Origin of the sequence: Fibrella rubiginis (genome assembly GCF_017353185.1) — a bacterium.
In the GTDB taxonomy this organism is placed as follows: domain Bacteria; phylum Bacteroidota; class Bacteroidia; order Cytophagales; family Spirosomataceae; genus Fibrella; species Fibrella rubiginis.
This window is the reverse complement of record NZ_JAFMYV010000007.1, coordinates 70,594-84,192: the sequence shown is the minus strand read 5'-3', so window position 1 is coordinate 84,192 and position 13,599 is coordinate 70,594. Positions and strand designations below refer to the sequence as shown.

The following is a 13,599-nucleotide window of genomic DNA, read 5'->3' as shown; positions in this document are numbered from 1 at the left end:
ATTTTAACTTCCGCAATTACCAACTCTATCATATATCGGGCCAAAAAAGTTCCTATAGTCTATGGGCGTACTTTTTTATTTCCAGTTCAATAGTTTTCCGATAGGGATGGAAGTCAACTTGCAGTGTGTGTCGCACCGACTGATTGTAACGCCGCAAGTTTTGTTCCGCATCTTGTTTAATGGTTCGCATCATGGTGTCCCGGTCTGGCAAACGACACTCGCCCGCAATCAGTTTGGCAATCCAGTTGGCCTGCGTTTCAGCTAGCGGCATAATGGCCCCCAAGGGTTGCACAAGCCCCTGAAAGTACAGGCCCGGGTAGTTTGGATGCACCACACGACGGTACAACTGCAGGTTATTATCGGTTTCAACGTTGATGAAATCAGGGGCAAAAAACGGAAATGTGACCTTATATCCTGTAGCGTAGATGAGCATGTCGAACCGTTGTTGGGTACCATCGGTGAACAACACGTCATAACCATCAAATGACGCAATATTCGGCTTAAATTGCACCAATCCCCGCCCGGCAATAGTAAGTAAATCCTGCGAGATAGTGGGGTGCTCACTCAGCAAAGGGCGCTTGGGCACAGGCACTCCATAAGCCTCCTGCCGTCCCCGCGCCAATAGCAATGATGCTTTCAACAACAGCCGTTGCAAACTCATAGGCAACTTAGCCGTAAGCGGGTTCGCCAGCGAATCGAAGGGCATGCCCATAAGCCAGTTGGGGATAACATATGCCCCGCTACGCGTTGAGATAACAACTTTATTACCAGTAGCTTGACGCGCAGCCTCACAGGCAATATCAACCGCCGAATTACCAATGCCCACAATCAGGATGTCTTTTCCCTGAATTTGTTCCGGCACCTTGTAATCGTGCGAATGCATCACCTCACCGGCAAACTGACCTGGAAAAGCCGGTTCAGGATAGCGCGGATTCCAGTGGTGGCCGTTCGAGACAACCACATGAGCATAGATGCGCTCCTGCCCGTCGCTGGTAGTAACGCGGTAGCCACCATCGGCAGGGCACACACTGGTCACGGCGGTGTTATACGTAATCTTATCAGCTATGCCAAAATGCTGTGCGTAGCTTTCAAAGTACTTAATGATCTGACTATGGTGCGGAAACATGGCATATTCGGTCGGCATCGGAAAATCGCTGTAGGCCATTACCATCCGGTTGGTATTGATGTGCAGCGACCGGTATGCCGACGACATACCGTTGTCATTATTGTACCGCCAATTACCCCCAATAGCCGATCCTTTTTCAAAACAGTCGAATCCTATACCTTTCTGGTTCAGCACTTTAGCCGCTGAAATACCAGAAGAGCCAGCCCCAATAATGCAAACGGTGGGCATCATAACGAAGTTGTTGGCTGAAGGTGCAATGATGTGTGTAGAAAAGGCACAATTGTATTGGCTATCAGCCTGGCACCGACACTGTTGAAATGGAGCATATCCTGCGTCAGCCGGTTACCGTTGCCAACACAAATGCGGTTCCACGAATGCCCCAGCACATAATGGCGGGCCACGCTTGCTGTCAGCAACCGCCGCGATGCCTCGTAACCGTACCGACGCCCGGTAGAAAATTGAGCCAGATATGCCTTCATAGCCTCCCTGACAGGCAGATATGTTATTTCCTTCTCATCGCACAACTGCCTGATAAACAAACTATAACGGTCGGCTTTTTGGTTGGCTTCATGGGTCAGGTCCTCACCCATAACAGGTAGCGACGCCAGGGCTAGCTGGGCAGATGTTCCAGTTTGTAGTCGATCCACGATCAATCGGTAATTAGCCTGGAATGAATCAAAATCAGGCGTTACATCGGGGGCAATCCGTTTAATGTCTCTGTATTCATTCAGTCGCCACGGGCTCAATGTAGCGTTTACATCATTGGTACCGATGAGCACTGTGACCACGTCGGGCTGCAGTTGAATAATGTCATCCAGCCTGTCAAGCAGCGTGTAAGTAAGGTCAGCATTGCGCCCGGCGTTGAAAAATTGCCACGGCCCGGTAGCAAACATGTCTGTCAGCATATCAACATAGTTGACACCTGTATTGCCGTGGGTAATACTGTCGCCAGCGCAGACAACCACCTGTTTATCAGCCAGCTTCTGTGCAGTATCAGGGTAATTTTCTGGCCTGTGTGTTAACAGTTTTCGCCGCAGCATGAGGTACACGCCAACCGGTAAACCCAGAAAAATGCCGATAACGACATACCACATAAACAGACTGATTTCAAGAATTTATACAATAATACGAATAAGACAAAGGTACGTTTTTTTACTTACTGCTTCTTACCAAAAGTAATGTCCACAAAAAAGCCGACACCCGGTGGGGCATCGGCCTAAACAATCATTGACAGCAAGGGGCTACACGTTTACGTCGGCAAGTTCCTCCTCGCGGATGGGTTGTCCCAGTAAGGTAGCGAACCGATTTACATTAAACGTAGGCTCAAACCAGACTTCGCCCAATACAGGGTGTTTCACAGGCACATCAGGGTTCTGTATTTCGGCGAGTAACACGCCCGTTTCGCCGGTAGTGTGCTGTTTCACCTGCCTGATGGTGTAAAGCGTGTCCTTCTTCGGCGTTTGTACCCCAAATTCAGCGTAGAAAGCCAAAACGGGGGCCGGAAACTTGTCGTTTGTGCAGATAACTTCCATAATAAGCAGCCTTAATCTGTTAAAAACGGTCTGGTTACGCCGAAAGTTCGGGCTGTTTAGCTGGCATTACCCTTCAAACAAGTTCCCCAACTGCCCTAACACAGAACCACCCTCTTTGTTGGCGTTGCCACCATAGGGAGCCAATCGCTGAACCAGTTTAGAAATGGGCATAGACTGAATCCAAACGGCGCCCGTGCCACGGAGAGTAGCCAGAAAGAGCCCCTCGCCCCCAAAAACCATACTCCGCAGCCCCCCCGACCGTTCGACGCTAAAATCGATTTGTGGTTCGAAGCCAACCACGCAGCCGGTATCCACGCGCAGGGTTTCGTTGTTGAGTTGTCGTTTGATTACCACGCCGCCGGCATGAATAAACGCCATGCCGTCGCCCTGCACTTTTTCGAGGATGAACCCTTCACCGCCAAACAGGCCTGCACCCAGTTTCTGGTTGAAATGGATACTGAGTTTGGTACCCAACGCTGCGCATAGAAAAGCATCTTTCTGCACAATCAGCGTATTCTGATAAATGTTGGCCAGGTTGATGGGCATGACCGTGCCCGGATAGGGAGCTGCGAAGGCTAGTTTCCGCTTGCCAACGCCCCGGTTGGTGAAGTGGGTCATAAATAGCGATTCGCCCATAACCAGGCGTGAACCAGCCTGCATCAGTTTTCCCAGGAAACTGCCTGATGCCTGCGAGCCGTCGCCCATTTTTGTTTCAAACACAATGCCATCCTCCATAAACAGCATTGCGCCCGCTTCGGCAATCACAGTCTCGTTGGGGTCCAGTTCGATCTCAACAACCTGAATGTCTTCGCCAATAATCTTGTAGTCTATCTCGTGAGAAGTCATACTCCGCTCGTGAATTGGTTATAGCACGAAAGCTATTGGATTGGGCAATTTAGCGGCAAAGAAATTGGATAAACGGCGCGGGGAGACAGTCTAAAGTCCAATATCTACTGATGCACTGCATCAGTAGATATTGGACTTTAGACTCTAAACTGCCCTTTTTACTTGCCCTCGTCGGGCAAAATATCGTCGGTGTCGTCGAACAATTTTTCTGGATCGTCGTCGGTTTCCGCGTCCGGGTCTTCGTCAGTGTCAGGAGCTTCACCTTTCAGTGCCTTGAGGTCGTCGCGGTGCCGTAGTTTTTTATCATCTACGGTTCGGTTAAGGAACTGGTTGATCTTATCGATCTCAAAACTCGTGACGATTTCGCCAAACGAGTTGATTTCGATATTAAAGCCTTCAAGTTCTTTATGCACCCGTGGCTTTTCTGGCTCGTCGGGGTTGGGGAGTGGTTTTTTCTTAGCCATAAGGTGATGTCTGGAAGTTGATTAGCGTTGTTTCAGCCCAGGGTTAAAACCGCAGACTGCACAGACAATACATTCATTTGCAGTAAACCTGATAATCCAGACTACAGTTTATCCAGCGCGTTCTCCAGTCTGGCCACTACCCCTTCCTTACCCACAATTTGCATAGTCAGCATCAGGTCGGGGCCAACGCCGGAGCCGGTGAGCGCCAGACGCATTGCCTGCATGACTTTGCCTTGCTTAATGCCCGCCTGCATGAGCGTGTCAGACAGCAGGTGTTTAATGGCATCGGCTTCAAAAGGCCCATTGTAGGTTAGCAGGGCGTCGCGGAAGACGGTTACAGCACGACGGGCATCGTCGTTCCATTTGGCGGCGCGGATCGTTTCATCATAGGCTTCGGGGGCGTAGAAGATTGTGTGCGCTTCAGGGAAAATGTCATGAGCGAAGTTGACCCGTTCTTTCAATAAGGCCACCACCTGCTCTGCCTTTTCGGGCGAACAGTCGAGTCCGGCGGCCTGCGCCTGTACCTGAACGGCCGGAGCGAGTTCGGCATTAGAACGTTGGCGCAGGTATTGATGATTGAACCACCGGGCCTTTTCAATGTCGAAACGAGCGCCACCTTTGTGGATTTTCTCCAGGTCAAATGCCTCAATCAACTCATTCATACTGAATAATTCCTGCTCAGTGCCAGGGTTCCAGCCCAACAAGGAGAGAAAATTGACCAGCGCTTCGGGCAGGTAGCCATCTTCGCGAAAGCCCCGCGCCACAGTACCACTAAATGGGTCGGTCCATTGCAGTGGGAAAATGGGGAAACCACCCAAGTCTGCATCGCGCTTGCTGAGCTTGCCGTTGCCCTCGGGTTTCAGCAGCAGGGGCAGGTGAGCAAACTGCGGCATCGTAGCTTCCCAGCCCAGGTACCGGTATAGCAACACGTGCAGCGGAGCCGAGGGCAACCATTCTTCGCCCCGGATCACATGCGAGATATTCATCAGATGGTCATCGACCACGTTGGCAAGGTGATACGTGGGCAAGCCGTCAGACTTCAGCAACACCTTGTCATCAATAGCCGATGAATGTACGTTGACCCAGCCGCGCACAATGTCGTTGAGCCTAACTTCTTCTTTACGAGGCGTTTTCAGCCGAATCACATGTGGCTCACCTCCGTCAATGCGGGCCTTCACATCGGCAGCAGACATAGTGAGGGCATTGCGCATCTGCATACGGGTGATGGCATTGTACTGGGCAGCTGGCGCGTTGGCTTCTTCCAGCCGTTTGCGCATCGCATCGAGTTCATCGGCGGTGTCGAACGCGTAATAAGCTTTGCCTTCTTCAACCAGACGCAGGGCCTCGCGCTGGTAGATGTCGCGCCGTTCAGACTGCCGGTAGGGCGCATCCGGACCCGATGGTCCATTGGCGGTTTGGCCCTCGTCGATCTGGATACCCACCCAGTTTAGGGCTTCGATGATGTAGGCTTCAGCGCCCGGCACAAACCGATTTTGGTCAGTATCTTCAATGCGAAGAAGCATTTTCCCGCCCATCTTCCGGGCGAACAGGTAATTATATAGTGCCGTGCGTACACCGCCAATGTGAAGCGGGCCGGTAGGGCTAGGGGCAAAACGGACGCGGACGTCGCGGACTAAGTCAGACATAGTATGGTGTCAAAAACGAACCCGCAAAAATACGAAAGGCAAGGGGGTTTCAGGTCTAGGGTCTACTGGCTAAAGCCAGCTTCGCGCACTAGTATAAGCTGAGCACGAAGCCGGCTTTAGCCAGTAGACCCTAGACCTGAAACCCCCTTTACGACGCCCGCAACCGGTGGATAAACTCGTCTTTGAAGTTTTTGCTCATAGGCACACTGTATTTGCCCAGGGTTACCTCATGATCGCTGAAGGTGTCGACCTGGCTTACGTTGACGGCATATGATCGATGCACCCGCACAAATCGTTTGGCGGGCAGCTTTTCTAAAACCGACGTCAGGGGCAAGCGCAGGGCATATTTGCGGGTAGATGTTACAAACGTAGTATAAATATTATCGGCCTCGAGCAGCACGATATCAACTAGATTAACCTTTACGAACTGATAACCCTGCTTTAAAAATAGCTGGTCGTTTACCTGCAAAATGGGATCACGCGCGGGGTCGCGGTCAGCAACGTCATGTTGGCCATTGATCGTTTTAGTTGTGGGCAGATCGGCGTTTAGGCGCTGAACAAAATTGTGAATCGCCAGGTCAATAGCAAGCCTTAAGCTACTGATATCGAATGGCTTGGCCAGATAAGCCGCAGGGTATGTCTGCTTAGCGCGGGTTATGGTGTCGCTGTCGGCGTAGGCTGTGAGGTAGATCACCGGTACGGGTCGTTGCTGCACAAGCTGGCGAACGGTTTCTATTCCATCCCACGGGCCTTTTATCTGAATGTCTGACAGAACCAAGTCGACAGAGTTGGCCGTAAACAGGCTGAGGGCCTTGGCACCGTTGTTGGCTATTCCTATTACGGTATACCCTTCGGCTTCTAACTTGTCGCTGAGGGTCATAGCCAAAACAGCCTCATCCTCAATAACCAAGATATGGACAGGTGTGTGCATGCAGGCAATAACTAGTCAGACCTGCACAATTGCGATGCAGGTACTTGTAACCGGAAAGATAGGCCGTTGAGCTTGTCTACTGTAACCTTTCCCTCGATTTGTCCCGCTACTTGCTGAACAGACCAGGGGTTAAGTTACCTGTCAGATTGTAGTTTACATCGCAATCACCGAAATCTCGACGTTGACGCCTCTGGGCAGGCGAGCTACTTCGACAGTTTCCCGGGCGGGATAGTCGGTAGTGAAGAAGCTGCCATACACCTCATTGATTGCCACAAAATTGTTGAGATCCTTCACAAAGATGGTGGCCTTCAGCACGTTGGCATAGTCCATGTCGGCAGCGCGTAGGATTGCTCCGATATTTTTCATTACCTGTTGCGTTTCGGCACGAATATCGCCTTGTGCTGCTAGTTCGGTGGCTATTTGACCTGATACATACAGGATACCATTCATCTTCACAGCCTGACTGTAGGGACCAATGGCTGCAGGAGCCTGTTCGGTGTAAACAATTTGCTTGGACATAGCTTATTTAAATCAAAAGTCAAAAGTAAAGATCGTATGCCAAGCCATCGTCTGGTCATTTTCGTGAAAAATCCGATCCCAGGCACCGTTAAAACGCGCATTGCCAAAACAGTCGGAGTCGAAAAGGCAACGCAGGTATATCGTCATCTGGTGCAGTACACACAACAGATTACGCGCTACAGCCCCTGGGAAAAAGTGGTCTATTATGCTGACTTTGTCAATCCTAATGATGGCTGGAGTGGTTACCGCAAAGTGCAGCAAACAGGCAACGATCTGGGTCAGCGCATGCAGCAGGCCTTTCAGGACCAGTTTGCCACCAATGCAGAGCGGGTAGTCCTCATTGGTAGCGATTGCCTGGCCCTCACTCAGACCCATCTGACACAAGCCTTTGCCGCCCTCGACACCGCCGACGTAGTGATTGGCCCGGCCACCGACGGTGGTTATTACCTATTGGGTATGAAGCAGTTGCATACCGACCTGTTTGCCAATATGCCCTGGAGCCAGCCTAATCTTTTGGCGGAAACAGAACTAGCGCTTCAACGCAACCAGCTCACGTATAGCCGTTTAGAAACCCTCACTGACATTGATGAGTGGAGCGATTATGTCGGTGCCACTGGCCAATGGATATAATTATTATTCATTCAGAAACTATTTGTCAGCTAAGTAGTCATATGTTCTACACATGAAATGTTTATCATAAACAGCGCATGTGGTGTATATTACCAGGCACTTCTAACCGCTCGTTAAACCAAACGCCCGCTTCATAAACCGTTTAAACGATATAGGTGCCACGCTACCTAGTTTTGTATTCGCTATCTGACCAACATCTACCTTTGCTACCAATGAATGAGATAACACGCGTACGTCAGGCAATTCGACAAATGAGATTCAGCCTGAGTTATCTGCTTAGGATGGCTATAACTGATCCCCTCCGTGTAAAGCGATAAGAAAGAAACCATTTTTGTCCGTACCCTAATTCCTGACAGAGTCAGGAATTTTTGTGTTAGGCGGGGCTATCACCAGCATGAAACCGTATCAGATCATCTATTACCGTGGCTTCGGCTCACCCAGGGCGGTATGGCTCACCGGGCGGGTGCTGCGCCAGAACGAACTTGTGTCTCCTGCTGATCAGGCTCCGTTCTGGGATAACCTGTCGGCCTCTGTCAGTCGGTTTCTGACCAGCGAAGTAGACGGCATCACCGTCCGCATTGAGGCGTTTGGGCAGGTTTTCCGCACCGTAACTAATGATGAGGGCTATTTCGACATCACTATCGACCCGGCCATTGAACTGCCCACCGGACGGGCCTGGTTTCCGGTTCGGTATGCGCTGGAAGGCGTTCTGCAGCCAGAAGGTTACGAAGGCAAGTCGGGGTCGGGACAAGGCCGCGAGGTAGTGAAAGACGGGCAACTGATGATTGCTCCGGCCTATAGTCAGTTTGGTGTTATTTCTGACATTGACGACACGGTGCTGGTGACGGGGGCTACCAGCCTGTGGCAAACGCTGAGGCTCACGTTTCTGGAAAACGCCTTCACGCGCTTACCTTTTGCCGGGGTCGCCGCGTTCTACCGGGCATTACAGGGTGGCGCAGTGACCACGTTGTTTAACCCTATCTATTTTGTATCGAGCAGCCCCTGGAACTTGTATGACCTCCTGATCGACTTCTTCCGCATTCAGGGCATTCCGAAAGGCCCTATCCTGTTGCGCGACCTGGATATAAACGCCAGCATGATCTCGAAAGAAGGGCATCACCTGCATAAGCTGGCCATGATCAGGAAAGTAATGGACGTAAACCCCGACCTGAGATTTATTCTCCTGGGCGATAGCGGGCAGCAGGACCCCGAAATCTACGCCGACATCATCCGCGATAACCCCGGCAGGATCGTGGTAGCCTACATCCGTGACGTATCGCGCGAGGCCGACCGCGATGAGGCCGTACAACACCTGATTCAGACCGCCGCTAATGACAATGTGCCCATGCTGCTGGTGCCCAACACGGTTGCGGCCGCTGAGCATGCTGCCGTGCTTGGCCTGATCGATCCCGACACCCTCCCCGAGATTCGCGCTGACCGTAAGGCCGACCAGGAGTAGTTTTCGGTTTACTGTTTTCAATCTGTAGTTCCATGAACCCAACAACCCTACACCCAGACCTGCGTTTTCAGTTTGCCCGAAGTGGTGGCGCGGGTGGGCAGAACGTAAACAAAGTAGCCACTAAAGCTGAACTCCGGTTTTCGGTGCGCGACTCTGCGCTCCTCACCGACGAAGAGCGCGCCACCCTAACCGAAAAACTGGCCAACAAACTCACTACCGAAGGCGAGCTGGTATTGACACACCAGACAGAGCGCACGCAACTGGCTAACAAAGAGAAGGTTATCAAGAAATTTGACCGACTTATTGCCAGGTCATTTGAGGTACAAAAACCCCGCCGTGCCACCAAACCAAGCAAAGCCGCCCAGGCCGAACGCATGGATACAAAAAAACGCCGCGGCGACGTGAAAGCTTCGCGGCGGCGGGTGGAGGAATAGATTTACGATAGCCGAACTACGACTTACGATCTGGGCTGTCGCCAGAGCAAACGTGCGCTAGCGACAGCCCAGATCGTAAGTCGTAAGTCGGCTATTGTAAATCAATCAAATCAACTCTTCTGGCTCGCCCGGAACAGTTTCTGTTTCTCTTCGCGGGTGAGGCTCTCGTAACCGGAACGGCCAATTTTGTCAAGAATAGCGTCTATTTCATCCTGGTCAGGAATTGACACAGAGGGGCCGGGGCTACCGGCAGTGGCATAGGCACTGGCAGCCGTTTGGGTGCTGCGTTGCCGCTGCGACACTTTTACCGGGGGCTTAGGCCGGAGCATGTTGCTCCAGGCATCCATCACCCAGTAGATAGGTCGACCAATGTCGCTGCCGTTCTGGAGAAGTTTGATATAGCAAAAGCCTACCATTGCCCCGCCCAGGTGGGCGATGTTACCGCCCGCGTTTTCGCCGGTGCTGTTGAAAAACGATAGTACCACAAAAAACAACACGATATATTTAATGCGGACGGGCCCAATAAACAGCATGTGGAACGTGTAGTTGGGCAACAGTGTGGCCGCCCCGACAGCCACGGCTAATGCTGCACCTGATGCGCCCAGCAACGATTGGGTGCCCACGGGTACTGAAAAATAAGGAATCAGGTTGTAGCAAATGGCATAGCACAGCCCACCACCCAGGGCACCGAGCAGATACAGCCCAACCAGTCGCCGACTACCCAGATACTCTTCAATAAGCCGCCCGAAATAATACAGGAACAGCATATTGAACAGAATATGGAATGGCTCTACATGGGTGAAGGCATAGGTGATTACTGTCCACGGTTTACGGGCCAAAGCGCCCGGAGACCAAGGCATCTGCAGTTGATTCATGACCCACTGCGATACTTGTAAATTGCCCGATACCTGGGCAAAAACCTTAATCAACACTACGGTCAGAAACACTACCGTGTTCACTAAAATCAACTGCACCAACGTGTTGTTGGGCTTTCTGAATTCAGACCGGAAATCGTCTAATAATCCGCTCATACATCAATAGAATGTTTTTCGTTGAGACCCCCAAAGTTTTACCAGTATGTACGCAAATAACATTCCGCCGATGTGGGCAAAGTGAGCAACGTTGTCAGACTGCGCCTGGTAGATGCCCGAATACACTTCGTAGGCACCATAGAACAGTACTAAATATTTTGCCTTGATCGGAATTGGCGGGAAAAGCAAGATCAACTCGGTGTTGGGGAACAATAGGCCAAACGCCATAATTACCCCAAAAATTGCCCCTGAAGCCCCCACCATAGGTGTATCAACCTGCCGCGACACCATTGCCTCTAAGAACGCCTGCCCTTGCTTAATATACGCAGGATTGGTCGGGTCGGCATCAAATTTCTGGATAAACGGCGCAATATTATCGTAAACTGAACTGGCGTACTCACTGATAAACCCTACAAACTCGCTGTTGGTTGGATGAACGGCGTATAAATGGTAAGCATCGACCATTGAAGCCGTTTCATAGTAGTTCACTCCCAGATACAATGCTGCTGCGCCCAGGCCCGTGAGCATGTAGAACAGAAAAAAACGGGGTCCACCCCACACGCGCTCCAGCATAGGCCCAAACACGATCAGGCCAATCATGTTGCTGAAAATGTGCCCCCAGCTCCCATGCATAAACATGTGCGTAATCAATTGGATAGGGTTGAACAGATTCGACAACACCGAGTGCAGCCCGAAGCGGTCAACCACCCAATCACCTGCCGACGAGGTAATTAAGAAAATGATGACATTGGCAAACAGCAACAGGCGGACAACAGGGGTGAAATTGAACATAGATGGGGCAGACCAGACGCAGAAAAAGCAATTAGACGGATTACTCGTCTATCCTGACGAGGCGCTGTAGTAGGGGTAACAACTTACGCTTTAAATAGTCCCGACAGTTTATCAAGCGACACCACTGATGTGATGGCCTCGCCCCCCGGTGTGTAGCTCGGATTAGCCGACGCAAACAACTGATCTACCAAAGCACGACGCTCTGACGGGCTTAAAAATTTGACGTAACGACTCGCTGAACGCCGCGCCAATGACCGGGCCAATGCCTCAGACCGGTCCAGTTTCAGCTTACCGGTGTCTGCGCGCAGTTGCGCCAGCAAGTTGGCAAACAGTTCTTCTTCACCCGCCCGTCGGCCCGATTCGTCGGCGATTTGGGCGGGTATACCCCGGATCACAAACGTATTGGCACCCAACTCGTCGAACTGAAAGCCCACGCTTTCCAGCTCCGTGCGCAGGTCGAGGGCCACCTGGTAATCGACCGCCGAAACGGTAACGGTCTTCGGAAAAAGGACCTGCTGCGACGAACCGCCGTGCTTAGTCAACGCCGTATGAAACTGATCGTACAGGATGCGTTCGTAGGCCCCCCGCTGGTCGATGAGCAACAGGCCCGATTTCACGGTGGTGACCAGAAACCGGTTCTGAACCTGAATAACAGCAGTTTCTGCTTCGCCCGGCATCGCCTCAACGGTTCCGGACTGCCCCATACGGTTGGCCCGGCTGCCCATAGTCACGGGTGGTTCGGCGGATGTGGCCGGTTCAGCAACTGGTATATTCGCCGCTACCGGCGTAGCATCGGCAGGGACATCTACTGGCGCATCGGGCATAGGTACGGGACGGTCGTCAAGCCAGTTTACGTCATCGCCAACGGGTTTTTCAGGACGCGATCTGGCGGTGGCGGGGCGGGCGGCACCGTCAAACATAGCCTGCCAGTTTTGCGGAGACGGTTGTTGCGGGCGGGCGGGGGGCGCGGGTTTTGCGGCGGGTGCGCGATCGGCTGGCGCGGGCTGCGCCCACGAGGGTGTGATGGGCCGGGGCACCGACGACCCGCCCCCGTTTTTAGCCGTGGCCGAATGCTTACCACCAGGCTCAAACTGTTTGGCAATGGCCGCTCCACCTCCATCCAGAAAATTCACGTCCGACTCAAAATCGAGCGAGGGGGACAAATTATAGATGCCCATGGCCTTGCGTACGGCCGCCATCACGATGGCATACACCGACCGCTCATCGTCGAACTTAATCTCTGTTTTAGTTGGGTGAATGTTGATGTCGATGTGCGACGGGTCGATGTCGATAAACAGGACGTAGAACGGGTGGTGGCCTTCGGGAATGGTGCCTTCGTAGGCCCCCACCACAGCATGGTGGAGGTAATTATGTTTGATAAACCGGTTGTTGACAAAGAAAAACTGCTCATTCCGCGTTTTCCGGGCCGATTCAGGCTTACCAATAAACCCATGCACCGATACGTAGGGCGTTTCTTCGTCGCAGGCAGCGAGTTGTTCGCGGTATGCCTTACCAAACATGTCGACAATGCGGCGACTGAGTTTCCCCCCCGGCAGGTTGAACACCTCCTGGTCATTGTGAAACAGCGAAAACGTCACCTCCGAATTAGCCAGCGCTACCCGCTGAAACTCATCAATGATGTGGCGCATCTCGACCGAATTCGACTTCAGGAAATTACGCCGGGCGGGCACATTGAAAAACAGGTTCTTAACCAGAATATTAGTCCCCGGCAAACATGATACCGACTCCTGCGCCTTAATATCTGACCCTTCAATCCGAATAAGCGTCCCCACTTCGTCGTCGGCTTTTCGTGTGCGCATCTCTACCTGGGCCACCGCTGCAATCGACGCGAGCGCCTCGCCCCGGAAGCCCATGGTGCGAATTTTAAACAGATCGTCGGACGTGCGAATTTTAGATGTGGCATGCCGCTCAAAGCTCATCCGGGCGTCGGTTTCGGTCATGCCCTTGCCATCGTCGATCACCTGAATCAACGTCCGGCCCGCCTCCCGCACCACCAGTTGCACTGACGTAGCCCCCGCATCGACCGCGTTTTCGAGCAGTTCCTTCACCACCGACGCAGGCCGCTGAACAACCTCGCCGGCGGCAATCTGGTTGGCAATGGAATCGGGCAGGAGGTGAATAATGTTTTGCATAAAGAAGAGGCCGAATAACTAGTTTCTTAACAGCGA

Annotated in this window: 14 protein-coding genes; 3 read left to right on the top strand and 11 right to left on the bottom strand. The window is 52.2% G+C overall.

What is annotated here, in order from left to right; translation table 11 throughout:
- Positions 1-52: 52 nt before the first annotated feature.
- From J2I47_RS14640 to J2I47_RS14605, 8 genes are all read right to left on the bottom strand, one after another.
- Positions 53-1,357 carry a flavin-containing monooxygenase gene (locus J2I47_RS14640; protein WP_229374612.1) on the bottom strand — a complete coding sequence of 435 codons (1,305 nt, stop codon included), beginning with the start codon at positions 1,355-1,357 and terminating at the stop codon, positions 53-55.
- Complete coding sequence (locus J2I47_RS14635; protein ID WP_207365339.1) at positions 1,354-2,220, bottom strand: SGNH/GDSL hydrolase family protein; 867 nt, start codon at positions 2,218-2,220, stop codon at positions 1,354-1,356. The genes J2I47_RS14640 and J2I47_RS14635 overlap by 4 nt, the downstream gene beginning before the upstream one ends.
- Positions 2,221-2,367: 147 nt before the next feature.
- Positions 2,368-2,658, bottom strand: coding sequence for a hypothetical protein (locus tag J2I47_RS14630; RefSeq protein WP_207365338.1), 291 nt, complete (start codon positions 2,656-2,658; stop codon positions 2,368-2,370).
- 66 nt (positions 2,659-2,724) lie between these two features.
- Positions 2,725-3,504 carry a TIGR00266 family protein gene (locus J2I47_RS14625; protein WP_207365337.1) on the bottom strand — a complete coding sequence of 260 codons (780 nt, stop codon included), beginning with the start codon at positions 3,502-3,504 and terminating at the stop codon, positions 2,725-2,727.
- A 158-nt stretch (positions 3,505-3,662) separates the two neighbouring features.
- The gene (locus J2I47_RS14620) at positions 3,663-3,968 is read right to left on the bottom strand and encodes a hypothetical protein (protein WP_207365336.1); all 306 of its coding nucleotides are present in this window, start codon (positions 3,966-3,968) and stop codon (positions 3,663-3,665) included.
- A 101-nt stretch (positions 3,969-4,069) separates the two neighbouring features.
- Positions 4,070-5,614 (bottom strand): glutamate--tRNA ligase, encoded by a 1,545-nt coding sequence (gene gltX / locus J2I47_RS14615; RefSeq protein ID WP_207365335.1) that lies wholly within the window; start codon positions 5,612-5,614, stop codon positions 4,070-4,072.
- Positions 5,615-5,762: 148 nt separating this feature from the next.
- Complete coding sequence (locus J2I47_RS14610; RefSeq protein ID WP_207365334.1) at positions 5,763-6,545, bottom strand: LytR/AlgR family response regulator transcription factor; 783 nt, start codon at positions 6,543-6,545, stop codon at positions 5,763-5,765.
- 153 nt (positions 6,546-6,698) lie between these two features.
- Positions 6,699-7,064, bottom strand: a complete 366-nt coding sequence (locus J2I47_RS14605) for a Rid family detoxifying hydrolase (RefSeq protein WP_207365333.1) — start codon at positions 7,062-7,064, stop codon at positions 6,699-6,701.
- Between the two features lie 36 nt (positions 7,065-7,100).
- Here J2I47_RS14605 and J2I47_RS14600 point away from each other — a divergent pair, with 36 nt between their 5' ends.
- The 3 genes from J2I47_RS14600 to arfB all read left to right on the top strand — a co-directional run bounded on the left by J2I47_RS14600 (position 7,101) and on the right by arfB (position 9,587).
- Positions 7,101-7,694 (top strand): TIGR04282 family arsenosugar biosynthesis glycosyltransferase, encoded by a 594-nt coding sequence (locus J2I47_RS14600; protein WP_207365332.1) that lies wholly within the window; start codon positions 7,101-7,103, stop codon positions 7,692-7,694.
- 394 nt (positions 7,695-8,088) lie between these two features.
- A complete protein-coding gene (locus J2I47_RS14595) occupies positions 8,089-9,153 on the top strand; it encodes an App1 family protein phosphatidate phosphatase (protein WP_207365331.1) in 1,065 nt (354 codons plus the stop codon).
- 32 nt (positions 9,154-9,185) lie between these two features.
- Positions 9,186-9,587, top strand: a complete 402-nt coding sequence (gene arfB, locus J2I47_RS14590) for an alternative ribosome rescue aminoacyl-tRNA hydrolase ArfB (protein ID WP_207365330.1) — start codon at positions 9,186-9,188, stop codon at positions 9,585-9,587.
- 110 nt (positions 9,588-9,697) lie between these two features.
- Here arfB and J2I47_RS14585 read toward each other — a convergent pair whose 3' ends face one another.
- From J2I47_RS14585 to mutL, 3 genes are all read right to left on the bottom strand, one after another.
- Entirely contained in the window at positions 9,698-10,618 is a 921-nt protein-coding gene (locus tag J2I47_RS14585) for a rhomboid family intramembrane serine protease (RefSeq protein ID WP_207365329.1), read from the bottom strand.
- Between the two features lie 3 nt (positions 10,619-10,621).
- Positions 10,622-11,410, bottom strand: coding sequence for a rhomboid family intramembrane serine protease (locus J2I47_RS14580; RefSeq protein ID WP_207365328.1), 789 nt, complete (start codon positions 11,408-11,410; stop codon positions 10,622-10,624).
- Positions 11,411-11,493: 83 nt separating this feature from the next.
- On the bottom strand, positions 11,494-13,563 hold the full coding sequence (gene mutL / locus J2I47_RS14575; RefSeq protein WP_207365327.1) for a DNA mismatch repair endonuclease MutL: 2,070 nt from the start codon (positions 13,561-13,563) through the stop codon (positions 11,494-11,496).
- Between the last annotated feature and the right edge of the window lie 36 nt (positions 13,564-13,599).